We start from the raw sequence: 22607 nt of genomic DNA on the forward strand, positions 1-22607 counted from the left end.
TGGAATTTGGTGATCGCAGCGATCCGCGCGGATCAGACCGGAATCTTGGTCTCGTAGTCGATGGCGGTCGAGGCCAGCAGCAGGCCAACGCCGGCAGCAGCGAAGAACATCAGCGCCAGGAAGTACGAGCCGGTGAACTGCACGATCATGCCGACGATGATGGGCACGGTGATGCCGCCGATATTGCCGCCCAGGTTCATCACGCCGCCCAGGAAGCCGACCTTGTTGCGGGTGCCGAGCATCGACGGAACGCACCAGAACAGGCCGCACCAGCGCAGGAAGAACAGCGTGGACGACAGCAGCACCACCACGATGATCGGGTCGCTGACATATGCCACCGAGAAGATCGAGGCCGTGGCCACCACCGCGGCGATGCCGAACAGCGTGCGCATCACCACGTTGGGACGGCCGCCCGCCTCTTTCCACTTGTCGGCGATCCAGCCGCCGACCAGTTCGCCGATAAAGCCGCTGAAGAAGATGATGAAGCTGGCGCCGCCCATCTGCTTGATGTCGAAGCCGTGCACCTTGTTCAGGTAGTTGGGCATCCAGGTCAGCAGGCCGTAGAACACGGTGTTGAAGCACATCCAGCCAGCGGCCATGCACCACACCGAGCGGTACTTGAAGAAATCCATGGAGCGGCCCGACAGGTTGGCCGGCTCGGCGCGGTGCTCGCTGGCCTGCGCTTCTTCGATATAGCGCGCTTCCATCTCGTTCACGCCGCGGTGCTCGCGCGGGGAATTGCGCACGTAATACCAGGCCATGAAGCCGGCCAGCACGGTGCCCACGCCGGCCACGATAAAGGCCAGCCGCCACGAGCCCAGCGAGGCGATCAGCCACGTGATGATGATCGCGCCCAGGGCCGCGCCCAGCGGTGCGCCGCCGTCAAGCAGCGTGGCGCCGCGGCCGCGTTCGTTCTGCGTCATCCAGATGGCGTTGAGCTTGCCGCCGGCCGGGTAGATCGGCGCTTCGGCGGCGCCAAGGCCGAGCCGCGTCAGCATCAGCGACATGGCATTGGTGGTGAACGCCGCGATGGTCTGGGCCAGTCCCCAGAACACGGTGGCGCAGGCGATCACGATGCGCGGCTTGTACTTGTCGGCCAGCATGCCGCCCGGCACCTGCATCAGCGCGTAGGTCCAGAAGAACGAACTGAGGATCAGGCCCTGCATAGTGGGACTGAGGTCGAACTCCTTCGCGATCAGCGGCATGGCCACCGAAAGCGAGGCGCGATCGATGTAGTTGATCGCGATGAGAAACAGCATCATCAAAAAAATCTTCCAGCGCACGGAGGTCTTGGCCTCCGTCAACACCGTCGCCTGGCTTGTCGTTTGCATGGCGGCGTCTCCTTGTCTCGGTCCTTTGGGTGGGCAGTTTTAATGGGTGTCGCGCAACAGGCCGGAGTATAGGATACGTAATCTGTAATTACAACGCTTGTAAGTTATTGATTTTACGATGTTGCGAATGCACAATTTTGGTATGTGATAGCCTTCTCGTGGTGCATTTCCCCATTCTGGTGACGTCTGTGACACAAACGCTTTCCCCTACCACGCGCCTGCGCACGCTCGGCATGTCCGCCGGCATCGCTGCCCGGCTGCGCACCATGATCGAAGAGGGCGAGTTGCCGCCCGGCGCCCGCATCGACGAGCGCGCCTTCTGCGAGACCTTCGACGTCTCCAAGACGCCGCTGCGCGAGGCGCTCAAGGTGCTGGTCTCCGAGGGACTGGTGCTGCACCGGCAGTACATCGGCTACCGCGTGGCGCCGCTGGACCTGGAGGAGTTGCGCGCCACCTTCGAGACCCTGCACGGGCTCGAGGCGCTGGCCGGCGAACTGGCGGCGCGGCGGCTGGGCGACGCCGCCATGGCGAAGCTGGAGCGGCGCCACCAGGCCATGATCGACGCGCATGCCGCGGGGCGGCGCACCGACTATTTCCGCATCAACCAGGAAATCCACCAGCTCATCATCGACGGCGCCGCCAACCCGGTGCTGGCCGGCGTCTACGCCACGCTGATGAGCAAGGTCCACCGCGCGCGCGGCGCCGCCAATGCCGACATCCTGCGCTGGCAGGAGTCGCATGAGGAACATGAAGAAATCATGGCCGCGCTGCGCGAGCCCGGCAGGCCGCGCCTGGCGCAGGTGCTGCGCCGGCATTCGGAGAACACCGCGACCGAGGTACTCGCCGTGGTGGCGGCTTCGCTGGGCGAAGCCGGTGCGCGCGCCCCCGGCCTGAAGCAGTCCGCATGAATCATCCCTAATCCAATCCCTGACGAAAGCAACGACGATGAAACTGGTTCGAGTAGGCAATCCCGGCGCCGAGCGCCCTGGCGTGATCGATGCAGACGGCCGCGTGCGCGACCTGAGCGGCGTGGTGGGCGAGATCGGCCCGGGCGAGCTGGCGCCCGCGGCGCTGGCGCGGCTGGCGCAGGTGGACGTGGCAGCGCTGCCCGTGCTCGAGGGCGCGCGCTTTGGCGTGCCCTGGACGGGTATCGGCAAGATCGTGGCGATTGGCCTGAACTATGCCGATCACGCCGCCGAGGCTGGCATGCCGCTGCCGGCGGAGCCGATCGTGTTCCTGAAGGCCAACAGCTCGCTCAACGGCCCGGACGACGATGTGATGCTGCCGTTCGGCTCGGAGAAGTCCGACTGGGAGGTCGAGCTCGGCGTGGTGATCGGCACCGTCGCGCGCAACGTCTCGCGCGAAGAGGCGCTGAACCACGTGGCCGGCTACTGCGTGGTCAACGACGTGTCCGAGCGCGAGTTCCAGATCGAGCGTGGCGGCACCTGGGACAAGGGCAAGGGCTGCGACACCTTCTGCCCGGCCGGACCGTGGCTGGTGACGCGCGATGAAGTGGCCGATCCGCAGGCGCTGGGCCTGTGGCTGGAGGTCAACGGCGAGCGCGTGCAGCGGGGCAGCACCGCGACCATGGTCTTCGACGTGGCCACGGTGGTCAGCTATGTCAGCCGCTTCATGACGCTGCTGCCAGGCGACCTGATCGCGACCGGCACGCCGCCGGGCGTGGGCATGGGCTTCAAGCCGCCGCGCTTCCTGAAGGCGGGTGACACCATGCGCCTGGGCGTGGAAGGGCTCGGCGTGCAGAGCCAGCGCGTGGTCGCCTACGGCGAGCGCTGATCACCCTCCCGGCGCAAGCCGGGCAGGGCGCGGCGTTACCTGGCAAGGTGACGCCGCCGCGCGCGTTGCGCGATGCTGCAACGCAGGTAAAGAGCGCCAGCTTCAATGGTTCCCCGTCGAAACGCTTTCACACAAAGCGTTGGGTTTCCATACAAAGCGTGCCGTGCGCGCAACGGTTCCGGTGACGAAAACGCCCGGATCGCCTCGATTTACCCGAAATCGCACACTTGGCATTTCGCTTGCGTTTTCTGCGTGAAATACTGGTTATACAGGTTTCGCCAGAGAGCAAACGTCATGTCAGAGCACGCCCCCGAGATCGAGTCCTACCTCGGTACCACACTCAAGCGCCGCTACTGCGGGCTGGCCGACACCCTGGACAGCCGCGCCGAACTCGAGGCGATCCGGCGCAACATCCACCAGAATCCCGAGCTTGCCTTTGACGAGGTCCGCACGTCCGGCCTGATCGCCAGCCTGCTGGAAGCGTGGGGCTTCACGGTCACGCGTGGCGTGGGCGGGACCGGCGTGGTCGGGACGCTGCAAAGCGGCGAGGGCACGCGCAGCATCGGCATCCGCGCCGACATGGACGCGCTGCCGATCCACGAGCGCACGGGGCTGCCTTACGCGAGCGTCAATCAGGGCCGCATGCATGCCTGCGGCCACGACGGCCACACCGCGATCCTGCTCGGTGCGGCACGGCAGCTGGCGCGTACGCGCAACTTCGACGGCACCGTGCACCTGATCTTCCAGCCGGCCGAGGAAATCGGCGCGGGCGGCGGCGCCGAGCGCATGCTGGCTGATGGCCTGTTCGAGCGCTTCCCGTGCGACGCGATCTTCGGCCTGCACAATCATCCGGGCGTGGAGCAGGGCAACTTCCTGTTCCGCGCGGGCCCGTTCATGGCGGCGTGCGACACGGTCACCATCACCATCCGCGGCAAGGGCGGCCACGCGGCGCGCCCGCACCAGTCGGTCGATCCGATCCTGGTGGCCGGCAGCCTGGTGATGGCGCTGCAGTCGGTGGTGTCGCGCTTCGTGGATCCGAACGAGGCCGCGGTGGTGAGCATCGGCACGCTGCACGCCGGCCACGCACCCAATGTGATCCCGGACAGCGCGCGCATGGAAATCAGCGTTCGGTCCTTCAGCCCCGATGTGCGCGCGTCGCTGGAAAACCGCATCCGCCAGCTGGCGCTCTCGCAGGCCGAGGGCTATGGCGCCGTGGCGGAAGTCGACTACGTGCGCGGCTATCCGGTGCTGGTGAACAGCGAGCGCGAGACCGAGTTCGCGCGGCAGGTGGCCGAGGAACTGGTTGGCGCCGACAAGGTGGTGCCGCAGGCTGCGCGCATCACGGGCAGCGAGGACTTTGCTTATTACCTGCAGCAGCGTCCGGGTTGCTTCGTGCGGCTGGGCAATGGGGCCAGCCAGCCACTGCTGCATAACGCGGGGTACGACTTCAACGACGAGAACCTGACGGTGGGCGCGGCGTACTGGACGAGGTTGGTGGAGCGGTATCTGGGGCGTTGAGCGGGGCACGGGTTTTCTCCTCTCTCCCACTTCGCGGGCGAGGGGAGCCCTCACGACGGGCACCAGTGGTCGGTTTCTTACCGGAAGAACACGCTGGGCGGTACGCCGAACTGCCGCCTGAACATCGTCGCGAACGCGCTCGGGCTGTCGTAGCCGAGGTCCAGCGCCACGTCGACCACCTTGCTGCCCGCAGCCAGCTTTTCCAGCCCCGCCAGCAGCCGCGCCTGCTGGCGCCATTGCCCGAAGGTCATGCCGGTCTCGCGCGCAAAGCGGCGCTGGATGGTCTTGGGATCCACGCCCAGCTTTTCGCCCCAGTCCGCCAGGGTCAGCGCGATGTCGGGCGTTTGCACGATCGCGTCGCAGATCTGGCGCAGGCCTGCGTCAGCCGGGCGCGGCAGGTGCAGCGGCAGCGATGGCACCAGCAGGACTTCATCGAGCAGCAGCCGCATCAGGCGCGCATCGCGCGTATCCGGTTCATAGGGCAGGGGGATGTCGATCGCGGCCAGGATCAGCTCGCGCAGCAGCGGTGAGATGCCGAGCACGGTGCAGCGCTGCGGCAGGCCCGGCGCGGCATCCGGGCGGATATAAGCGGTGCGCATCTGCACGTGGCCGACCATGCGGATCCAGTGCATGGTGCCGCCCGGCATCCACATGCCGCGCGTGGGCGGCACGATCCACTGGCCTTCCTCGGTGGCTACCACCATCACACCGTGCACCGCGTGGATCAGCTGCGCGTGCGGGTGCTGGTGCCGCTTGGTCATTTCACCGGGCAGGTAGTCGGCGGCCATGGCGGCAACCGGCATCGGGCTGCGGTCGTAGCGGACGTAGCGCGGGGGATTGCTGTAGGTGTCGTCCGGCGTGGCGGCTGGCGGCACCGGCAAGCCGCGCAGATCGCGGGCAGGCCGCCCGGTTGCGGAACCCGGCGGGGCGGTGTCGTCGGAGGCACGGGGCGCGCGCGGCATGTCCTTTTCTCCAAGGTTGCGGCCCCATTCTCGCAGGACAGGCGCGTGCGTGCCAGCTAGCATCCCGACTCACAGTCCTGGCCAGCGCCCCCGCTGACCGCTTTCCGTTTTTGTCGAGAGCCGCCAATGAGCACAACCATCGACTCCGCGCCGTCCGGCGCCTCAGCTTCCAGCATCTCCACCACGCCGGCGCAGGCCGAACGCACCGGCTTCCGCGTGCTGTCGGCGATCAGCTTCGCCCACTTCCTCAACGACATGATCCAGTCGTTGATCCTGGCGATCTATCCGATGCTCAAGGGCGGCTTCAACCTGAGCTTCACGCAGATCGGATTGCTGACCATGACGTACCAGGTCACCGCGTCGCTGCTGCAGCCGGTGGTGGGCCTGTACACCGACAAGCATCCCAAGCCGCATTCGCTGGCGATCGCGATGGCCTTTACGCTGGGCGGCCTGCTGCTGCTGTCGGTGGCGCCGACCTACGGCGTGCTGCTGGTGGCGGCGGCGCTGGTCGGCACCGGCTCGTCGATCTTCCATCCCGAGTCGTCGCGCGTGGCGCGCATGGCGTCGGGTGGCCAGCACGGGCTGGCGCAATCGATCTTCCAGGTCGGCGGCAACGGCGGCAGCGCCATGGGGCCGCTGCTGGCGGCGCTGATCGTGCACCAGCAGGCGAGCCTGGCGTGGTTCTCGCTGGCGGCGCTGGTGGGCATCGTGGTGCTGTGGCGCATCGGCGGGTGGTACGCGCGCCAGCTGGCGCAGGGCGCGCGCAAGCGCAAGGCCGCGGGCGCCGCGGCCAGCCCGGTGCCGACGCGCGTGGTGATGCGGGCGATGCTGGTGCTGATGGTGCTGGTGTTCTCCAAGTATTTCTACATGGCCAGCCTGACCTCGTACTACACCTTTTACCTGATGGAGCGCTTCGGGCTGGCGCAGCAGAACGCCCAGTTGCACCTGTTCCTGTTCCTGTTCGCGGTGGCGGCGGGCACCATCCTGGGCGGGCCGATCGGCGACCGCATCGGGCGCAAGCGCGTGATCTGGGCGTCCATCCTGGGCGTGGCGCCGTTCACGCTGCTGCTGCCGCACGCGGGCCTCTTCTGGACCACGGTACTGACCTTCATCATCGGCTTTATCCTGGCGTCGGCGTTCTCGGCGATCCTGGTGTTCGCGCAGGAGCTGATCCCCGGCAAGGTCGGCATGGTGTCGGGGCTGTTCTTCGGCTTTGCCTTCGGCATGGGCGGCATCGGCGCTGCGGTGCTGGGTGGGATGGCGGATACGTACGGCATCGGCGCGGTCTATGAGTACTGTGCCTACCTGCCGCTGCTGGGGCTGCTGACGGTGTTCCTGCCGGACCTGCGCGAGCGCGCGCACGGCTGACACTCGGCCGGCTCCGGGGCGCCGGGTCAGTCAGGGCTCAGGCGTCGCTGGTCTCGTCGCCGCCAGGAGGCGGTTCGAACTGGCGCAGCCAGCGCCGCAGCAGCGTGGCCAGCTGGGCCCGTTCCGTGGCGCTGAGCGCCGCCACCAGGCGGTGCTCGTTCTCGACGTGCACTGCCACAGCATGATCGATGCGCTCGCGCCCGGCGTCGGTCAGTTCCACCAGCAGGCCGCGCCGGTCGTCCGGGTTGGGGCGGCGTTGCACCAGGCCCGCGCGCTCCAGGTGGTCGAGCCGGTTGGTCATGGTGCCGGACGTGATCATCAGCGAGCCGATCAGCGCGCCCGGCGACAGCGCAAACGGCGGGCCGGAGCGCCGCAGGGTCGCCAGCACATCGAATTCCCACGGCTGCAGCGCCGTTTCCGCCAGCGCGGACTCGATCGACTTGCCGGTATGACGGTTGAGCCGGGCCACGCGGCCGATCAGGCCCATCGGCGAAGCATCCAGGTCAGGGCGTTCACGCGCCCACTGCGCGAGGATGGTGTCGACGTGGTCTGGCGTGTCGTCCGGGATTGCGGGCTGGGGTTTGCGGCGGGCTGGCATTGGTACATTCAGGCAGGAACGTAAGTATCTTGACATCAAACGATCTGCTTCGTAAAGTGGGTTTATATTGATATCAAGAAACTTGATATGAAGACGAATGGTCCGGCCAACGCTGCTGCGTCCGCTGCTGTATCCGCTTCTGCCGGGGCAATTTCCGCGGCTTCAGCGTCCCCCGCAACCGGCCGGCTGCCGCTGCGGGACATCCTCCTCACCGGCCTGGCCCCGGCGATCTGGGGCAGCACCTACCTCGTCACCAGCCAGTGGCTGCCGCCGGGCCAGCCGCTGCTGTCCGGCGTGATCCGCGCGCTGCCGGCCGGGCTGCTGATGCTGGCCTGGGGCCGCACCCTGCCCAAGGGCAGCTGGTGGTGGCGGGCGGCGGTGCTGGGCGTGCTCAATATCGGCTTCTTCCAGGCGATGCTGTTTATCGCGGCGTACCGGTTGCCCGGCGGCGTGGCCGCCACGGTCGGGGCGATCCAGCCGCTGATCGTGGTGGCGCTGGCCTGGGCCTGGCTGGGCGCGCGCCCGCGCACCGCGGCCTGGCTCGCAGGCGTGGGCGGGCTGCTGGGGGTGGCGCTGCTGGTGCTGGGGCCGGCGGCACGGCTCGATGCCATTGGCGTGGCCGCGGCGGCCGCGGGTGCGGCATCGATGGCGGTGGGCACCGTGCTGACGCGGCGCTGGCAGCCGCCGCTGTCGCCGCTGGTGCTGACCGCATGGCAGCTGTGTGCGGGCGGCCTGTTCCTGCTGCCGTTCGCGCTGGCGCTGGAGCCGCTGCCCGGGCATTTCACGCTGGCCAACTGGCTGGGCTACGCCTGGCTGAGCATCATCGGCGCGGGCGTGACCTATGCGCTGTGGTTTCGCGGGGTGGGGCGCATGCCGTCGTCGGCGGTGTCGGCGCTGGGCCTGCTGAGCCCGGTCAGCGCCACCGTGCTTGGCTTCGTGGTGCTGGGGCAGGCGCTGACCGCGGTGCAGGCGGTGGGGGCGTTGCTGGTGCTGGCGAGTGTCTGGCTGGGGCAGCGCGCGGCACACTGAGTGCATGGGCATCGCCGCAGCCGCCGCGGACTGCTGCCGGCCTGCGTTTTGCGGCATCATGGCGGGCATGAAGTCCGCCGTGCCCACCATGCCCCCGCTCGCCCCGCCTTCTCCGGTCACCTCCGCGCCTGTCACGACGCCGCCCAACGCCACGCCGGCCTGCGAGCGCTGCCTGGAACTGGCCGCCGACCCACGCCGGCGCGAGCCGCCTGCCTGCCTGGCGCTGCGCAATACCGCGCCGCTGGTGAGCCAGAGTGCCGCGGGCGTGCCGTTCAGCATGCTGACCTTTGCCTGCCGCGACTGCGGCACGGTCTGGCGCCTCTATGACCGCGCCAACGAGCTCTTTGTCTCCTGGGTGCCGGAACGCCCGCTGGTGCGCTAGGCACCGTTGAGCGCGCAACCGATCGGCTAAGATAGCGGCTGTCGCGCGCCGGCCGGCAGTTCTGCCCGGCGAAGACGCGCTCCAGATTCTCTCCCCGTCTTCCCCGTATTCCCGACACCATGGCCTTCCCGTTCCGCCCGACCTTGCTGGCAGCCACCGTTGCCGCCGGCCTGCTGGCCGCCGCACTCCCCGTCGCCGCCTCCGCTGCCGCAGACAACTACCCCAGCCGCCCGATCCGCCTGATCGTCGCCTATCCCACCGGCGGCATCAGCGACACCGTGGCGCGCGCGCTCGGCGAGCGCCTGTCGGCGCAGATGGGCACCTCGGTGGTGGTCGAGAACAAGGCCGGCGCCGGCGGCAGCATCGGCATCGATGCCGTCACCAAGGCCGCGCCGGACGGCTACACGCTCGGCTTCGCCTCGACCAGCCCGCTGACGCTGAACCCGCACGTCGGCCACGTCAACTACGACCCGCAGAAGGACGTGGCGCCGGTGATGAGCGTGATGTACTCGCCGGTGCTGGTGATCGCCACCAACGGCTTCAGCGGCAAGGGCTTCGCCGACGTGGTCGGCCAGGCCCGCGCCAAGCCGGGTTCGGTGCGCTGGGCGACCTCGGGGCTGGGCACGGTCGGCCATGTGGTGCTGGAGCAGATCAGGCAGAAGTCGAAGGCCGACATCACGCTGATCCCTTACAAGGGCGCCGGCCAGCAGATGAACGATGCGCTTGGCGGCCAGTTCGAGGTGATGAGCACCAACGCCAGCCCGGCACTGACCCAGCATATGAAGGCCGGCCGCCTGCGCGCACTGGCGGTCGGCGCGCCAAAGCGGCTGGAGAGCCTGCCGCAGGTGCCCACGCTGGCCGAGCTTGGCTATCCCAAGGCCAACCTGACTTCGACCTTCGGCGTGTTCGCGCCGGGCAAGACCCCCGCGGCGATCATCGAGCGCCTGAATGCCGAGCTGAACAAGGCACTGGCCGAACCGGACGTCCACGAGCGCCTGCTCAAGGGCGGCGAAGTGCCCACCGGCGGCACCCCGGCGCAGTTCGCCAGGTCGATCCGCGAGGAGTACGCGGAGAACGCACGCATCGTCAGGGAAGCCGGCATCAAGGCGGACTGACCTGGCGAATGCCGGCTCAGGCGGTATCGAGCCGGCACCCCAGCCCATAGACCGCAGACAGCCGCACACCGTTGTGCGGCCACAGCGACAGCTTGGTGCGCACGCGCGACAGGTGGCTGTCCACCGTGCGCGAGGTCGGCTCGATGTGATACCGCCAGACCTGGTCGACCATGGTCTGGCGCGGCACCACGCAGCCGAGATTGCGGAACAGCAGCACGGCCAGGTCGAATTCCTTCGGCGCCAGCGGCACCGGCCTGCCATGCACCCAGGCACGCCGCTCGGAAGGGGCAAAGCGGAACGCGCCATGCGCCACCTCGCAGGCTTGCGTGGACGGCCGCGCGCGCCGCAGCAGCGCCTGCACGCGCGCGGCCAGCTCGCCCAGCCGCGGCGGCCCCGGCAGGTAGCTGTCGGCGCCCTGCGCAAAGCAGGCCGCGACAAAGTCCTCTTCATTCGAGCCGCCGGTCAGCATCACCGGCAGCTCATGGCCCAGCGAGCGCCGCACCCACGCCAGCACATCCAGCGCCGGGATTCCCGGCGTTTCGCAATCGAGGATCAGCAGGTCGAACGGCTCGGCGTGCAGCGCGCCCAGCAGCGTGCGGCCGCTGAGGTAGCGCCGGCACTGGTGGCCGTCAAGGCGCAGGGCCTGTTCGATGCGGATGGCGAGGGTCGGATCGGCCTGCAGCGAGGCAATCTTCACGGTCGTGGCTCCTCCTGCCGGCGCAATGCCGCCGGCAATGGCGAAGCCATGTTATGGGCGCCTGGCTGAGGCAAGAAGTAAAAGATTGTTGAAAGCCCGAATTGAGGTCTTTCCTATTCGTCCGGCGGGGCACGCGGTCTTAAATGACGCGCTACGACTGCAGCGACTGTGCGCTGCGGGCGAACGTCGCCGGAGACCACACATGGGAAAGAAGATTGCATCGCTAGAGGACGCGCCCGCCGATGCGGCGCTGATCCGCCGGATCATCGCCGGCGGCGGGCATGAGTGCGTGACCTTCACCGAAAGTCGCAAGCTGCTGCTGGCGCTGCGTAATGCGTGCTTCGACCTGCTGCTGCTCGACTGGTCGATGCCGGACCTGTCCGGGCGCGAGGTGCTGGCGTGGGTGCGCACGCATCTCGACCGGCGCGTGCCGGTGATGTTCCTCAGCGGGCGCGATGCCGAGCAGGACATCATCAGCGCGCTCGCCGCGGGCGCCGACGACTACATGGTCAAGCCGGTGCGTCCCGCCGAACTGTCGGCCCGTGTGGAATGCCTGCTGCGGCGCGCCTATCCCCCGGTGCAGTCGCCGCACGCCCCGCTGCGGCTGGGCGAATACGCCTTCGACTGCGCCATGCGCACGGCCACCTGCAACGGGCATCCCATCTGCCTGACGCCCAAGGAGTTCGACCTCGCCGTGCTGCTGTTCCGCAACGAGGGCCGCATCGTCACGCGCGACCACATCACCGCCGCGGTCTGGGGGCGCGAGATCTCTTCGCTGTCGCGCACCATCGATACCCATGTGTCGCGCGTGCGCAGCAAGCTCGGCCTGCAGGCGTCGCAGGCGCTGCGGCTGACGCCCGTCTACACGCATGGCTACCGGCTGGAACGGATCGAGCGCGCCGCCGCGTGAGGGAAGCATGAGGGCAGGCACGAGGGCAGCGCACGCCAATGAAAAAAAGGCACCCGAAGGTGCCTTTCGCCAGGGACTGCTGATGGGGTAACGATCAGAAGATGTGGCGGATACCGACGGCAGCGCCGGTCTGGTTGTTGCGGCCCGGCATTTCGGTGATGGTGCCGCCCGAGACCTTGTTGAAGTCCACGGTGCCATAGACCTGGGTGCGCTTGGACAGCGAGTACTCGGCCAGCAGCACGCCGGTGTAGCGGCGGCCGTTGTTGTCGCTCACGCCGTTGACGTTCTCGACGTAGTCGCCGTAGAACACGCCGGTCAGGGCCAGGGCCGGGGTGGCCTGGTAGGTCATGCCGATGTAGCCGATGGTGTCCTTGCGCGGGTTAGCCGCGAAGTTGCCGCCAGCCGGGACCGGGTTGTTCGTCGCGCCGCCGGTGAAGTTCAGCGAAGCGTCGACCGAACCGGTGCGGTCCTGGCCGCCGATGTAGCCCAGGAAGATCTTTGCCGGGCCGATCGAGTACTTACCGGCAGCGCCCCACATTTGCTGCTTCTGGCCGGTGGTGTTGCGCACTTCCTGGTACACGCCGCCGACGGCGAACGGACCGTAGGTGTAAGCGGCACGCGTGCCCCAGTACTGGTTCTGGCTCATGCTGCCCGGCTGCTCGCCGAAGCCGTAGCTGGCGCCAACGTCCAGGCCGCCGAACTTGCCGCCGTAGCTGACGACGTTGTCGTTACGGAAGTTGGTCAGGAAGAACGGCCAGGCGTTGTTGGTGTAGTTGCCGATGGTCAGCGGATCGAAGTCGCCGAAGAAATTAAAGCCTTCGGTGTACTGGCGGCCCAGCTTGATCGTGCCGAAGTCGCCCGACAGGCCCACATAGGCTTGACGGCCGAACAGGCGGCCACCCTGGTTGGCACGGCCGGTGTCCGGATCGAAGCCGTTTTCCAGCTGGAAGATCGCCTTCAGGTTGTTGCCCAGCGCTTCGCTGCCCTTGATACCCCAGCGGCTGTTGGTCACTGCGCCGTTGGTCAGTTCCCACGAGTTGTCGTTGTTGGCGCTCGAGTTCGTCTGGAAGCGGATGCTCTGGTCAACGATACCGTACAGGGTGACGGACGACTGGGCGAATGCCGAACCTGCCAACAGGCTGCCGGCTGCGAGGACGATGGCCGATTTCTTCATGGTGCTCCTTTTCTGTCTTGTACTGTTCTCTGCCGGATCACGGCAGGGAGAAGGTCTACGTTTCGTGTAAACGCCGGCGAAAATTTAACAAAACGTAAGCAGTAAGGACACAAATGTCCGCCAAGCCCGGCTTTCAAGCAGGATTTTGGTGCGAATTCGTTGTCTCGCCGCTACAAATTCCAGTTTTGGTGCGACGCGCAATGCCCCAGGCCGCTTGGGCACTGGGCTGGTGAACTGATGGCGGAGCGCAAAAGACTACAGGCCAGGACGCAGACACTGCGCCCTGGCCTGTAGCGGGACGGATGGGGACCGGGCTATGGCGACCGGGATCAGCCTTGCGGGATCTCGATCTTGACTTCGAGCACCTCGAGGTTGTCCTGGCGCTCGAGGCTGACGCGCAGGTCCTGGTCGCTGATCTTGACGTACTTGGAAATCACCGCCACCAGCTCGCGCTGCAACGCGGGCAGGTAGTCGGCGGGGGCGGAATGGCCGGTGCGCTCGTGGGCGAGAATGATCTGCAGCCGCTCCTTGGCGACCGACGCGGACTTTTTCTTCTCCCCCAGCAGGAAGGAAAGGATCGACATTGGGATGAGCCTCCGGACCGTTTATTTGTTGCCGAAGATGCGGGAGAACAGCCCCGGCTTCTGGTAGTCGGTGAAGCGCATCGGCTTGTCCTTGCCGAGGAAGCGGTCCACCACGTCGCCATAGGCGTCGGCTACGTCGCTGCCTTCCAGGTGGATGGCGGGCGTGCCCTGGTTCGATGCGTGCAGGACGGCTTCCGATTCCGGCACCACGCCGATCAGCTTGATGCGCAGGATTTCCTGGATGTCGGTCAGCGACAGCATCTCGCCGCCGTGCACGCGCTTGGGGTTGTAGCGGGTGATCAGCAGGTGTTCCTTGATCGGATCGCCGCCTTCGCTGGCGCGCTTGGTCTTGGACGACAGGATGCCGAGGATGCGGTCCGAATCGCGCACCGAGGACACTTCGGGGTTGGTGACGATCAGTGCCTCATCGGCAAAGTACATCGCCATCAGCGCGCCCGACTCGATGCCCGCGGGCGAATCGCACACGATGTACTCGAAGTCCATCTCGATCAGGCCGTTGATGACCTTCTCCACGCCTTCCTTGGTCAGCGCGTCCTTGTCGCGCGTCTGCGAGGCCGGCAGGATGAACAGGTTTTCGCACTTCTTGTCCTTGATCAGCGCCTGGCGCAGGTTGGCTTCGCCCTGCACCACGTTGATCAGGTCGTACACCACGCGGCGCTCGCAACCCATGATCAGGTCGAGGTTGCGCAGGCCGACGTCGAAGTCGATCACGGCAGTCTTGTGGCCACGCAGGGCCAGGCCGGCGGCAAAGCTGGCGCTGGTGGTGGTCTTGCCGACGCCTCCCTTGCCGGAGGTCACAACGATGATTTTTGCCATGGCTCTTTGGTCCAGTAATTAGGTTGAAGCTTGCGCTGCTTGATTGGGGTCCCCGATGCCGGTGCGGTTACTTGAGCCGCAGCGCCTCGAGGATCAGTTTTTCTTCGGCCAGGCGTACCTGGGCCGTCTTGCCGAGCACGTCGGCCGGGAGCGTCTGCTCCGCGGTACGGTAGATGCCGGCAATGGAAATGAGTTCGGGCTCCATGCACGTGCTGAAGATGCGCGCAGCGGTGTTGCCCTTGACGCCCGCCAGCGCGCGGCCGCGCAGCGGGGCATAGATATGGATGTTGCCTTCGGCAATGACCTCGGCGCCATAGCTGACCACGTCGAGGATCACCACGTCGCCGTGCGCGTAGACCTGCTGGCCCGAGCGCAGCGGCTTGTCGATCAGCAGGGTCTGGTGCTGGCGCACCGCGGCGGCGACCGCGGCGTCGGTGGTGGCCTGCGCGGCGGCGCGGACGGCGTCTTCGCGCGCGGCCTGCTCGGCCGCGGCTTGCGCGGCGGCCTGAGCAGCGGCCTGTTCCGCCTCGGCGGCGGCCTTGGCCTCGGCGGCACGATCGGCGCCGGCACCGCTGCCGCGGCGGCTCTGGCTGTCGAGCAGCGGCAGACCGAAGCGCTCGGCCCATTCGCGCTGGCCGGCGCGGGCCACCACGCCGATGGCGCGTGCCTTGAGCGTGGCCAGGGTCTCGATCACCGTGCCGAGCGCGACTTCGCTATCGTCCTCGAGCGCGCGCAGGTCCAGCGCGATCACGTCATTGGAGAAGAAATCGGGAGTGGCTTCGAACCGGGAGAGGAGGTCATCCCGCAGCGCAGCCATGTCGGCGGTCTGGAGGGCGAGAAGGAGGGCATCGACGTTGCCACTGCGCAGCTCGAAGCGTGGCGATTTCTTCTGGGACATAGCCGGGTGACCGTGGAAATGCCACATTCTAACGTTGTCTTACACGCGAACTGTAACAATTGGCGCGATCCGTGAGATCGAGCCGCAATAGGTGCCCTGTGCGTTCCATCTGCCCGCGCGTTGTGCAGCACGCGGCTCGCACCGCCGGCGCCGAGTGACCGGCGACACGCAGGGCCGGCTCTCGCCGCCGTAGCAATTTGCAAAGCCTTGTTACGATTGCGCCATTGGACAGCGGAGTTCCCATGGGCGCCATCGTCAATTGCGTGGCCTACCGGCAGGGCCAGCGGCTCGGCACGGTCGGCATGGAAGAGATCCCCACGGTGCTGGGCGTGCCCGGCACTTTTGTCTGGCTCGGGCTGCATGAGCCAGACCTGACGCTGCTGCGCAAGGTGCAGCTCGCCTTCGGCCTGCACGACCTGGCGGTGGAAGATGCGCTCGATGCGCACCAGCGGCCCAAGCTGGAGGCCTATGGCGATTCGGTGTTCGTCGTGCTCAACACGGCGCAGCTGGCCGAGGACGAAGTGGTGGTCGGCGAGACGCATTTGTTCGTCGGTCCCAACTACGTGGTCTCGGTGCGCCATGGTGCGAGCAGCGCCTACACTCCGGTGCGCGAGCGCTGCGAAAGCGACCCGCAAGGCCTGGCGAACGGACCCGGCTACGTGCTGTACGCGCTGATGGACTTCGTGGTCGATCACTACCTGCCGATCGTCACGCGGCTGGAAGACACGCTGGAGGACCTGGAGCAGGGCATCTTCCGCGACGAGTTCGACCGCGGGGCGATCGAGAATCTGTACCGGGTCAAGCGCCAGGTGCTGCGCCTGCGCAATGCGGTCAGCCCGGTGGAAGACATGTGCAGCCAGCTGATCCGCCTGCACGAGGAGCTGGTGCCGAAGGAACTGCGCGCCTACTTCCGGGACATCGAGGACCACGCCAGCCGGCTGGTGCGCACGCTGGACGTGATCCGCGAAATGCTGACCACCGCGGTGCAGGTCAACCTGGCACTGGTGACGGTGGGCCAGAACGAGGTGGTCAAGCGGCTTGCCGGCTGGGGCGCGATCCTGGCGCTCCCGACGGTGGTGTTCAGCCTGTACGGGATGAACTTCGATTTCATGCCGGAGCTGACTCTCCACTACGCCTACCCGGCAGTGATCGGCGTGACGGCGGTGGCGTGCGGACTGCTATGGCGGCGGCTCCACCGCGCGGGATGGATATGATCCGATCGCTAATTTATTGATGCTAAGAATGACGGATCATTATTTTTCATATGATTGATTATTCGCATCGATAAACTGGCCCGCCTACCGGGTGCCCCCGCTGACTCCTACACTGGAGCAAAGAAGGCGCCGCGCCCGGAGTCCGCCATGTCGAAAGCCCGTTCCCCGCATGCCGCCGTGCTGGCCGGCATCCTCTGCTGTGCATGGCTGTGCCTGCCGCCCGCCGCCGCCGCACCCCAGCCGCCCGCCCCCGCACAGACGCAGACCCGCGACGCCGTTGCTGCCTATGAGTCGGGCCGCTTCGACGAGGCCTTGCAGGGCTTCTCCAGCGCCGCGCGCCAGGGCAACCGCCTGGCGCAATTCAACTACGCGATGATGCTGCTGCGTGGCGAGGGCACCGCTGCGCGGCCGCAAGAGGCCCTGGTGTGGCTGCGCAGGGCGGCCGACAACGGCATGACGCATGCGCAATACACCTGGGGCGATCTGTACGAGCGCGGCCAGCTGGTGCCGAAATCGCTCGAAGAGGCGAACCGCTGGTATGAGCGCGCGGCGCAAGGCGGGCACGTGCAGGCGCAGATGGAGCTGGCAACGAACTACTTCACCGGTCGCGGCGTGCCGCGCGACTATGCGCAGGCGTTTGCGTGGTACCGGCGCGCGGCGAGTGCGGGAGATGGCGGGGCGCAGTACATCGTCGGCAGCTTCTATGAGCACGGCGAGCCTGGCGTGGTCGACCGCGATATCGAGCAGGCGAAGATCTGGTATGCGCGCTCGGCGGCACGCGGGGATCCGGGTGCGCTGGCGAAGCTGAGGTCGCTGCTGGAGGAGACGGTGAAGGGGAGGGCGGGGATGTAGTCCTCTCCCGCATCGCGGGAGAGGTAGCAAACAGCTGGCAGGCCTGGATCAGCCCAGCTTCTTCCTCAGCAGCTCGTTCACCTGCGCCGGATTGGCCTTGCCCTTGGTCGCCTTCATCGCCTGGCCGACCAGCGCATTGAACGCCTTTTCCTTGCCCGAGCGGAATTCCTCGACCGACTTGGCGTTGGCCGCCAGCACGTCGTCGATGATCTTCTCCAGCTCGCCGCTGTCCGACATCTGCTTCAGGCCCTTGGCGGCGATGATGGCGTCGGCATCGCCGTCGTGCTCGCCAGCCCACATGGCCGGGAACACGTCCTTCTTGGCGGTGTTGTTCGAGACCGTGCCGTCGGCGATGCGCGCCAGCAGCCTGGCCAGCTGCGCCGGCTTGACCGGTGCGTCGTCGATGGCGATGCCTTCGCGGTTCAGTTGCGAGGCCACGTCGCCCATCAGCCAGTTGGCGGCGGGCTTGGCGTTGGCGGCGCCGGCATCGGCGACCACGGCCTCGTAGTAGGCGGCAAATGCCTTGGTCGCGGTCAGCGTGGTCGCGTCATACGCCGACAAGCCGTATTGCGACACAAAGCGCGCCTGCATCGCGGCCGGCAGCTCCGGCAGCGCATTGCGCACGCGCTCGATCCAGGCCGGTTCGATCTCCAGCGGCATCAGGTCCGGGTCAGGGAAGTAGCGGTAGTCGTGCGCGTCTTCCTTGGTGCGCATCGCGCGGGTCTCGCCGGTGTCCGGATCGAACAGCACGGTGGCCTGCTGGATCTTGCGGCCGTCCTCGATTTCTGCGATCTGCCACTGCACTTCGTATTCGATGGCCTGCTGCAGGAAGCGGAACGAGTTCAGGTTCTTGATCTCGCGGCGCGTGCCGAATTCCTTCTGGCCGACCGGGCGCACCGACACGTTGGCGTCGCAACGGAAGCTGCCCTCCTGCATATTGCCGTCGCAGATGCCCAGCCACACCACCAGCGAGTGCAGTGCCTTGGCGTAGGCCACCGCTTCGGCGGCGCTGCGCATGTCGGGCTCGGTGACGATCTCGAGCAGCGGCGTGCCTGCGCGGTTCAGGTCGATGCCGGTCATGCCGGCGAAGTCCTCGTGCAGCGACTTGCCCGCGTCTTCTTCCAGGTGCGCGCGCGTCAGGTTGACGGTTTTCTCGTAGAACTCGCCCTTCTTGCCTTCGACCTGGATGGTGATGGTGCCGCCCTGGACCACCGGGATCTCATACTGGCTGATCTGGTAGCCCTTGGGCAGGTCGGGGTAGAAGTAATTCTTGCGCGCGAAGATGCTGCGCGGCGCGATGGTAGCGCCGATCGCCAGGCCGAACTGGATCGCGCGCTCGACCGCGCCCTTGTTGAGCACCGGCAGCACGCCGGGCAGCGCCAGGTCCACCGGCGAGGCCTGCGTGTTGGCCTCGGCCCCGAAGGCGGTGGACGTGCCAGAAAAAATCTTGGAGGCCGTCGAAAGCTGCGCGTGCGTTTCGAGGCCGATCACCACTTCCCATTGCATGGCGGTATTCCTGTTCGGTTCTTTCGTTCTGTCTGTTACGGCGGGGCGGCGGGCCGCCCCGGGTTGGGTCTGTCTGGCTGCGGGCCCTCGGTGCGCCTCAGGGGTCGGGGCTGGCGAGCCAGGAATCGAGTTGCGCGAGCGCCGCGGCGCGCGCCACCGCGTCGCCGCCGACGGTCACCGCGCGCGCCTTGCGCACGCCGCCGCCGTTGCCGGCAGCGGGCACGTCGTGGCGGACGTGCAGCTCGCTGGTGCCGTCAAAGCCGTGATGGGCGCCGGGGTAGATCTCGAGCCGGAAGCGCGCGTTGGGCTGGCGCGCCAGCACGGCGGACTGCAGCATGGCGCAGCGCGTCGCGGGCGTCCAGTCGTCGGCGCCGCCGATCATCAGCAGCATGGGGGTGCGCAGCCGGTAATCGTGCTGGCGCACCGCGCGCTTGCAGCCGGGATAGAACGCGACGGCGCGTTCCACCTGCGGCGTGCCGGCCGGCCACGGGCGGCTGGCGTCGACGGTGGCCAGCACCGCCTGCGCGCCGTTGGACCAGCCCAGCAGCACGATGCGCGCGGGGTCGACGCCCGGCTGGCTGCCCAGCCAGCGCAATGCGGCCAGCGCATCGGCGCGGCGCGTGCGGTCGTCGATGCCGCGGTTGTCGATCGGCTCGGTGCAGATGCCGTGCGGTTTGCCGCGGGCGCTGAAGCTGTCGGGCATCAGCACGGCGTAGCCGCGCGCGGTCAGCCACTGGGCGTATTCGCGGTAGCGTTGCTGCAGCAGCGCCGAGGCGTCGGCGCCGTCGCTGGTGGCCATGGGGTCACGCGGGGACAGCAGGCCGCCGCAGCCATGCAGCGCCACCACTACCGGCAATGCGCGCGGCGTGGCGCCTTCGCGCGGCACGAACCAGTAGGCGGTCAGCGCCGGCGTGGCGGCATCGCCGCGCAGCAGCACGCGCTGCGCGGGCACCGGCGCCGCGCTGGTGGCTGCCGTCGCCGGCCCGGCTCCCTGGCGCGTCACCGTGCCCGGCGCCAGCGCGCCGGCCGGCGACAGCAGCGGCGGCTGTACCAGCGCCGGCGGCGGCAGGTCGGGTGCATGCGCCGCGGCGCCGCCCGACCACGCAACCAGGCCGAGCGCCATCACCGCCGCAGCGCGGCGCGCGGCGCGGCTGGCGCTGGCAGGGTGGGGCCGGAAGGCGGGCATGCGCGGCATGTCGGTTGCGGTATCTGCGGTTATCAGCGCGTGGCGGCGCAGCCGCCGCTGCCGGGCTCGAACATCACGGGCCAGGCCTGTTCATAGATGCCGGGCGTGCAGCGCTGCTGGCAGTTGGCATGCGCCAGCGTGACGCGGCGCGGGTCCTGCCAGACCATCAGCTTGCAGCCGCTGCCGTCGTTGGCGCGCAGCTCGATATGCGGCTTTCTCTGGACCTGGCGGAAGTCGGCCAGGTTGAAGGTGCACGAGCCGCGCCGGCCCACCCACAGCTTCCACGATAGCTGCTGCACGGTGTTGTCGGAAACGCGCAGCTGGGCGTCCTCGCGGAAGCCGTCTTCCTCGGTGCGGCGGCAGTCGCCGGCCAGGTCGATGTCGCGGCTGGCGATGGGCGTGGGCTTGCCGATGATCGGCAGCTGGATACAGCCCGCCACCAGCGTGGCGAATACCAGGGCGGCGAGCAGCCGGAGGAAGGTCGGGTTCATGGTCAGGCCTTGGCGGGGCGGCGCAGGTGCCAGTCGGTCGCCTGCTGGAACGCGTGCGCGGCCTGCAGCAGGCGCGCCTCGTCGAAGTAGTTGCCGATCAGCTGCAGGCCCACGGGCATGTTGCCATCGCCGAAGCCGCACGGCACGCTCATGCCGGGCAGGCCGGCCAGGCTGGTCGAGAGCGTGAAGATATCGGCCAGGTACATCTGCACCGGGTCCGAGGTCTTCTCGCCCAGCTTCCACGCCACCGTCGGCGCCACCGGGCCCATGATCACGTCGCACTGGGCGAAGGCGCGCTGGAAGTCGTCGGCGATGATGCGGCGGATCTTCTGCGCCTGCAGGTAGTAGGCGTCGTAGTAGCCGTGCGAGAGCACATAGGTGCCCACCAGGATGCGGCGCTTGACCTCCGGGCCGAAGCCTTCGGCGCGGCTCTTCTTGTACATGTCGAGCAAGTCGCGGTACTCGGCGGCGCGGTGGCCATAGCGCACGCCGTCGAAGCGCGACAGGTTCGACGAAGCCTCCGCCGGCGCGATCACGTAGTACACCGGGATCGACAGCTCGGTCTTGGGCAGCGACACCTCCACCAGCGTGGCGCCCAGCTTTTCATACTCGGCCAGCGCGGCGCGCACGGCCTGTTCGACGTCGGCCGACAGGCCCTTGCCGAAGTATTCCTTCGGCAGGCCGATGCGCAGGCCCGCCAGCGGGCGCTCGGCGCTGGCGCCGGCGCGCGGCTGGCCCAGCAGGCGCGTGTAGTCCTCGTCCACGCCGCCTTGCTCCGGCGGGATGCTGGTCGAGTCCTTGGGGTCGAAGCCGGCCATGGCGTTGAGCAGCAGCGCGCAATCCTCGGCGGAGTGCGCCATCGGGCCGCCCTGGTCCAGCGACGAGGCGAAGGCGATCATGCCGTAGCGCGACACGCGGCCGTAGGTCGGCTTGATGCCGGTGATGCCCGAGAACGACGCCGGCTGGCGGATCGAGCCGCCGGTGTCGGTGCCGGTGGCGGCGGGCGCCAGGCCGGCGGCGACGGCCGCGGCCGAGCCGCCCGACGAGCCGCCGGGCACGCGGCTGGTGTCCCACGGGTTGCGCACCGGGCCGAAATGCGAGTTCTCGTTGGACGAGCCCATCGCGAATTCGTCCATGTTGGTCTTGCCCAGCGTGACCATGCCGGCGGCGGCCATGCGCTCGACCACGGTGGCGTCGAACGGGCTTTCATAGTTGCCCAGCATCTTCGAGCCGGCGGTGGCGCGCCAGCCGCGGGTGACGAACACGTCCTTGTGCGCGACCGGCACGCCGGTCAGCGGCGCGGCCTCGCCGCGCGCGCGGCGCTCGTCGGCGGCGCGCGCCTGCGCCAGGGTGCGCTCGGGGTCGACGTGGATAAAGGCGTTGAGCGCGGCGGCCTGCTCGATGCGGGACAGGTACTCGCGCGCGAGTTCCTCGGCGGAGACGGTGCGCGCGGCCAGGGCGTCGGCGAGCTGGCGCAGGGAGGTCACGGAATCAGCGGAAAAGGGCATGACAGTCGGGTTGGCATTCGGGGTGGCGTACTGGCTGGGTCGGCCGGGCGGCAAGATCCTGCAAGCTTCGACAAGGATTGGCAGCGCGCGGCCGGCGCAGGTCACTCGATGACCTTGGGCACCAGGTACAGCCCGTTCTCGGTGGCCGGGGCGGGGCGCTGGTAGTCGTCGCGGCGGTCGCTCTCGGTGACTGCATCGTCACGCAGGCGCTGCACCATGTCGCGTACGGCCGACAGCGGGTGCGCCAGCGGCTCGATGCCGGTGGTGTCGACCGCCTGCATCTGCTCGACCAGCGAGAAAAAGTTGTTCAGCTGCGCAAGCGTCTGTTCGGCCTCGTCATCGCTGGTTTCGATGCGGGCCAGGTGGGCGATGCGCTTGACGTCGGATAGGTCGAGGGCCATGGCGTGGTGGTTCGGATGCTCGGATGCGGAAGGTGCCGGCAGCGGCCGGCGGCCGGCCGTGCGGCGGTGGCGTCGCGCGGTCGGACAGGGCGGCTCCGGGACGCTGCAACGGCGCAACGGAGCCATCGGAATTACAGGGTTTTTCAGGCCGTAAACGCCCGAAGCAGCAGGAATTATAAGGTATCATTGCGTGCTCCCGACCTTTGGCAACGCCTTCGTCACTTTGCCGCAAGCCGGTCCCCGGCTGGCCCG

23 protein-coding genes are annotated in these 22607 nt (G+C 67.9%); 10 read left to right on the plus strand and 13 right to left on the minus strand.

Annotated elements, in window-relative coordinates:
* Positions 1-32 precede the first annotated feature (32 nt).
* Positions 33-1331, minus strand: a complete 1299-nt coding sequence (locus tag IPF36_RS08240; protein ID WP_133096676.1) for an MFS transporter — start codon at positions 1329-1331, stop codon at positions 33-35.
* A gap of 188 nt (positions 1332-1519) precedes the next feature.
* Between IPF36_RS08240 and IPF36_RS08245 the strand changes: the two genes are divergently transcribed.
* The 3 genes from IPF36_RS08245 to IPF36_RS08255 all read left to right on the plus strand — a co-directional run bounded on the left by IPF36_RS08245 (position 1520) and on the right by IPF36_RS08255 (position 4643).
* Complete coding sequence (locus IPF36_RS08245) at positions 1520-2239, plus strand: GntR family transcriptional regulator (RefSeq protein ID WP_240745916.1); 720 nt, start codon at positions 1520-1522, stop codon at positions 2237-2239.
* Positions 2240-2276: 37 nt separating this feature from the next.
* The gene (locus IPF36_RS08250) at positions 2277-3125 is read left to right on the plus strand and encodes a fumarylacetoacetate hydrolase family protein (RefSeq protein WP_135704089.1); all 849 of its coding nucleotides are present in this window, start codon (positions 2277-2279) and stop codon (positions 3123-3125) included.
* A 294-nt stretch (positions 3126-3419) separates the two neighbouring features.
* Positions 3420-4643, plus strand: a complete 1224-nt coding sequence (locus tag IPF36_RS08255) for a M20 aminoacylase family protein (protein ID WP_195427754.1) — start codon at positions 3420-3422, stop codon at positions 4641-4643.
* Positions 4644-4720: 77 nt separating this feature from the next.
* Here IPF36_RS08255 and IPF36_RS08260 read toward each other — a convergent pair whose 3' ends face one another.
* A complete protein-coding gene (locus IPF36_RS08260) occupies positions 4721-5605 on the minus strand; it encodes a helix-turn-helix domain-containing protein (protein ID WP_195427755.1) in 885 nt (294 codons plus the stop codon).
* A gap of 126 nt (positions 5606-5731) precedes the next feature.
* Here IPF36_RS08260 and IPF36_RS08265 point away from each other — a divergent pair, with 126 nt between their 5' ends.
* The gene (locus IPF36_RS08265; RefSeq protein WP_195427756.1) at positions 5732-6973 is read left to right on the plus strand and encodes an MFS transporter; all 1242 of its coding nucleotides are present in this window, start codon (positions 5732-5734) and stop codon (positions 6971-6973) included.
* Between the two features lie 37 nt (positions 6974-7010).
* Here the strand turns inward: IPF36_RS08265 and IPF36_RS08270 are convergent, their stop codons facing one another.
* Positions 7011-7571, minus strand: coding sequence for a MarR family winged helix-turn-helix transcriptional regulator (locus tag IPF36_RS08270; protein ID WP_135704096.1), 561 nt, complete (start codon positions 7569-7571; stop codon positions 7011-7013).
* 87 nt (positions 7572-7658) lie between these two features.
* On the opposite strand from IPF36_RS08270, the gene IPF36_RS08275 reads away from it, so the two are divergent.
* The 3 genes from IPF36_RS08275 to IPF36_RS08285 all read left to right on the plus strand — a co-directional run bounded on the left by IPF36_RS08275 (position 7659) and on the right by IPF36_RS08285 (position 10097).
* Positions 7659-8600 (plus strand): EamA family transporter, encoded by a 942-nt coding sequence (locus IPF36_RS08275; protein WP_255519710.1) that lies wholly within the window; start codon positions 7659-7661, stop codon positions 8598-8600.
* An 88-nt stretch (positions 8601-8688) separates the two neighbouring features.
* Positions 8689-8982, plus strand: a complete 294-nt coding sequence (locus IPF36_RS08280; RefSeq protein ID WP_243736965.1) for a hypothetical protein — start codon at positions 8689-8691, stop codon at positions 8980-8982.
* Between the two features lie 119 nt (positions 8983-9101).
* A complete protein-coding gene (locus IPF36_RS08285) occupies positions 9102-10097 on the plus strand; it encodes a tripartite tricarboxylate transporter substrate binding protein (RefSeq protein WP_195427757.1) in 996 nt (331 codons plus the stop codon).
* 16 nt (positions 10098-10113) lie between these two features.
* On the opposite strand, the gene IPF36_RS08290 is transcribed toward IPF36_RS08285, so the two are convergent.
* Positions 10114-10794 carry a response regulator transcription factor gene (locus tag IPF36_RS08290; protein WP_133096683.1) on the minus strand — a complete coding sequence of 227 codons (681 nt, stop codon included), beginning with the start codon at positions 10792-10794 and terminating at the stop codon, positions 10114-10116.
* 202 nt (positions 10795-10996) lie between these two features.
* On the opposite strand from IPF36_RS08290, the gene IPF36_RS08295 reads away from it, so the two are divergent.
* Positions 10997-11704: a response regulator transcription factor gene (locus tag IPF36_RS08295; protein ID WP_133096684.1), complete on the plus strand. Its 708-nt coding sequence runs from the start codon at positions 10997-10999 to the stop codon at positions 11702-11704.
* Positions 11705-11798: 94 nt separating this feature from the next.
* Here IPF36_RS08295 and IPF36_RS08300 read toward each other — a convergent pair whose 3' ends face one another.
* The 4 genes from IPF36_RS08300 to minC all read right to left on the minus strand — a co-directional run bounded on the left by IPF36_RS08300 (position 11799) and on the right by minC (position 15197).
* Positions 11799-12878, minus strand: a complete 1080-nt coding sequence (locus tag IPF36_RS08300; RefSeq protein ID WP_135704100.1) for a porin — start codon at positions 12876-12878, stop codon at positions 11799-11801.
* A gap of 329 nt (positions 12879-13207) precedes the next feature.
* Positions 13208-13462 (minus strand): cell division topological specificity factor MinE, encoded by a 255-nt coding sequence (gene minE / locus IPF36_RS08305; RefSeq protein WP_006164360.1) that lies wholly within the window; start codon positions 13460-13462, stop codon positions 13208-13210.
* Between the two features lie 21 nt (positions 13463-13483).
* Entirely contained in the window at positions 13484-14299 is an 816-nt protein-coding gene (gene minD / locus IPF36_RS08310; protein WP_029047801.1) for a septum site-determining protein MinD, read from the minus strand.
* Between the two features lie 67 nt (positions 14300-14366).
* On the minus strand, positions 14367-15197 hold the full coding sequence (gene minC / locus IPF36_RS08315; protein WP_195427758.1) for a septum site-determining protein MinC: 831 nt from the start codon (positions 15195-15197) through the stop codon (positions 14367-14369).
* Positions 15198-15439: 242 nt separating this feature from the next.
* On the opposite strand from minC, the gene IPF36_RS08320 reads away from it, so the two are divergent.
* Both IPF36_RS08320 and IPF36_RS08325 read left to right on the plus strand, forming a co-directional pair.
* The gene (locus IPF36_RS08320; RefSeq protein ID WP_133096687.1) at positions 15440-16411 is read left to right on the plus strand and encodes a magnesium and cobalt transport protein CorA; all 972 of its coding nucleotides are present in this window, start codon (positions 15440-15442) and stop codon (positions 16409-16411) included.
* A 147-nt stretch (positions 16412-16558) separates the two neighbouring features.
* Entirely contained in the window at positions 16559-17263 is a 705-nt protein-coding gene (locus IPF36_RS08325) for a tetratricopeptide repeat protein (RefSeq protein ID WP_135704104.1), read from the plus strand.
* A 48-nt stretch (positions 17264-17311) separates the two neighbouring features.
* On the opposite strand, the gene gatB is transcribed toward IPF36_RS08325, so the two are convergent.
* From gatB to gatC, 5 genes are all read right to left on the minus strand, one after another.
* A complete protein-coding gene (gatB, locus tag IPF36_RS08330) occupies positions 17312-18769 on the minus strand; it encodes an Asp-tRNA(Asn)/Glu-tRNA(Gln) amidotransferase subunit GatB (RefSeq protein WP_133096689.1) in 1458 nt (485 codons plus the stop codon).
* A gap of 97 nt (positions 18770-18866) precedes the next feature.
* Positions 18867-19955 carry a dienelactone hydrolase family protein gene (locus IPF36_RS08335; protein ID WP_195427776.1) on the minus strand — a complete coding sequence of 363 codons (1089 nt, stop codon included), beginning with the start codon at positions 19953-19955 and terminating at the stop codon, positions 18867-18869.
* A 32-nt stretch (positions 19956-19987) separates the two neighbouring features.
* Positions 19988-20446: a hypothetical protein gene (locus tag IPF36_RS08340; RefSeq protein ID WP_135704110.1), complete on the minus strand. Its 459-nt coding sequence runs from the start codon at positions 20444-20446 to the stop codon at positions 19988-19990.
* Between the two features lie 2 nt (positions 20447-20448).
* Complete coding sequence (gatA, locus tag IPF36_RS08345) at positions 20449-21954, minus strand: Asp-tRNA(Asn)/Glu-tRNA(Gln) amidotransferase subunit GatA (protein WP_133094969.1); 1506 nt, start codon at positions 21952-21954, stop codon at positions 20449-20451.
* A gap of 101 nt (positions 21955-22055) precedes the next feature.
* On the minus strand, positions 22056-22355 hold the full coding sequence (gatC, locus tag IPF36_RS08350) for an Asp-tRNA(Asn)/Glu-tRNA(Gln) amidotransferase subunit GatC (protein ID WP_133094970.1): 300 nt from the start codon (positions 22353-22355) through the stop codon (positions 22056-22058).
* Positions 22356-22607: the final 252 nt, after the last annotated feature.

Source organism: Cupriavidus sp. IK-TO18, assembly GCF_015549295.1.
Taxonomy (GTDB): domain Bacteria; phylum Pseudomonadota; class Gammaproteobacteria; order Burkholderiales; family Burkholderiaceae; genus Cupriavidus; species Cupriavidus oxalaticus_A.

Excerpts from the sequence above, each read along its gene's own strand:
- IPF36_RS08240 (WP_133096676.1), bottom strand. The coding sequence starts at position 1,331 with ATGCAAACGACAAGCCAGGCGACGGTGTTGACGGAGGCCAAGACCTCC.
- IPF36_RS08250 (WP_135704089.1), top strand. The coding sequence starts at position 2,277 with ATGAAACTGGTTCGAGTAGGCAATCCCGGCGCCGAGCGCCCTGGCGTG.
- IPF36_RS08255 (WP_195427754.1), top strand. The coding sequence starts at position 3,420 with ATGTCAGAGCACGCCCCCGAGATCGAGTCCTACCTCGGTACCACACTC.
- IPF36_RS08260 (WP_195427755.1), bottom strand. The coding sequence starts at position 5,605 with ATGCCGCGCGCGCCCCGTGCCTCCGACGACACCGCCCCGCCGGGTTCC.
- IPF36_RS08265 (WP_195427756.1), top strand. The coding sequence starts at position 5,732 with ATGAGCACAACCATCGACTCCGCGCCGTCCGGCGCCTCAGCTTCCAGC.
- IPF36_RS08270 (WP_135704096.1), bottom strand. The coding sequence starts at position 7,571 with ATGCCAGCCCGCCGCAAACCCCAGCCCGCAATCCCGGACGACACGCCA.
- IPF36_RS08275 (WP_255519710.1), top strand. The coding sequence starts at position 7,659 with ATGAAGACGAATGGTCCGGCCAACGCTGCTGCGTCCGCTGCTGTATCC.
- IPF36_RS08280 (WP_243736965.1), top strand. The coding sequence starts at position 8,689 with ATGCCCCCGCTCGCCCCGCCTTCTCCGGTCACCTCCGCGCCTGTCACG.
- IPF36_RS08285 (WP_195427757.1), top strand. The coding sequence starts at position 9,102 with ATGGCCTTCCCGTTCCGCCCGACCTTGCTGGCAGCCACCGTTGCCGCC.
- IPF36_RS08295 (WP_133096684.1), top strand. The coding sequence starts at position 10,997 with ATGGGAAAGAAGATTGCATCGCTAGAGGACGCGCCCGCCGATGCGGCG.
- IPF36_RS08300 (WP_135704100.1), bottom strand. The coding sequence starts at position 12,878 with ATGAAGAAATCGGCCATCGTCCTCGCAGCCGGCAGCCTGTTGGCAGGT.
- minE (WP_006164360.1), bottom strand. The coding sequence starts at position 13,462 with ATGTCGATCCTTTCCTTCCTGCTGGGGGAGAAGAAAAAGTCCGCGTCG.
- minD (WP_029047801.1), bottom strand. The coding sequence starts at position 14,299 with ATGGCAAAAATCATCGTTGTGACCTCCGGCAAGGGAGGCGTCGGCAAG.
- minC (WP_195427758.1), bottom strand. The coding sequence starts at position 15,197 with ATGTCCCAGAAGAAATCGCCACGCTTCGAGCTGCGCAGTGGCAACGTC.
- IPF36_RS08320 (WP_133096687.1), top strand. The coding sequence starts at position 15,440 with ATGGGCGCCATCGTCAATTGCGTGGCCTACCGGCAGGGCCAGCGGCTC.
- IPF36_RS08325 (WP_135704104.1), top strand. The coding sequence starts at position 16,559 with ATGTCGAAAGCCCGTTCCCCGCATGCCGCCGTGCTGGCCGGCATCCTC.
- gatB (WP_133096689.1), bottom strand. The coding sequence starts at position 18,769 with ATGCAATGGGAAGTGGTGATCGGCCTCGAAACGCACGCGCAGCTTTCG.
- IPF36_RS08335 (WP_195427776.1), bottom strand. The coding sequence starts at position 19,955 with ATGCCCGCCTTCCGGCCCCACCCTGCCAGCGCCAGCCGCGCCGCGCGC.
- IPF36_RS08340 (WP_135704110.1), bottom strand. The coding sequence starts at position 20,446 with ATGAACCCGACCTTCCTCCGGCTGCTCGCCGCCCTGGTATTCGCCACG.
- gatA (WP_133094969.1), bottom strand. The coding sequence starts at position 21,954 with ATGCCCTTTTCCGCTGATTCCGTGACCTCCCTGCGCCAGCTCGCCGAC.
- gatC (WP_133094970.1), bottom strand. The coding sequence starts at position 22,355 with ATGGCCCTCGACCTATCCGACGTCAAGCGCATCGCCCACCTGGCCCGC.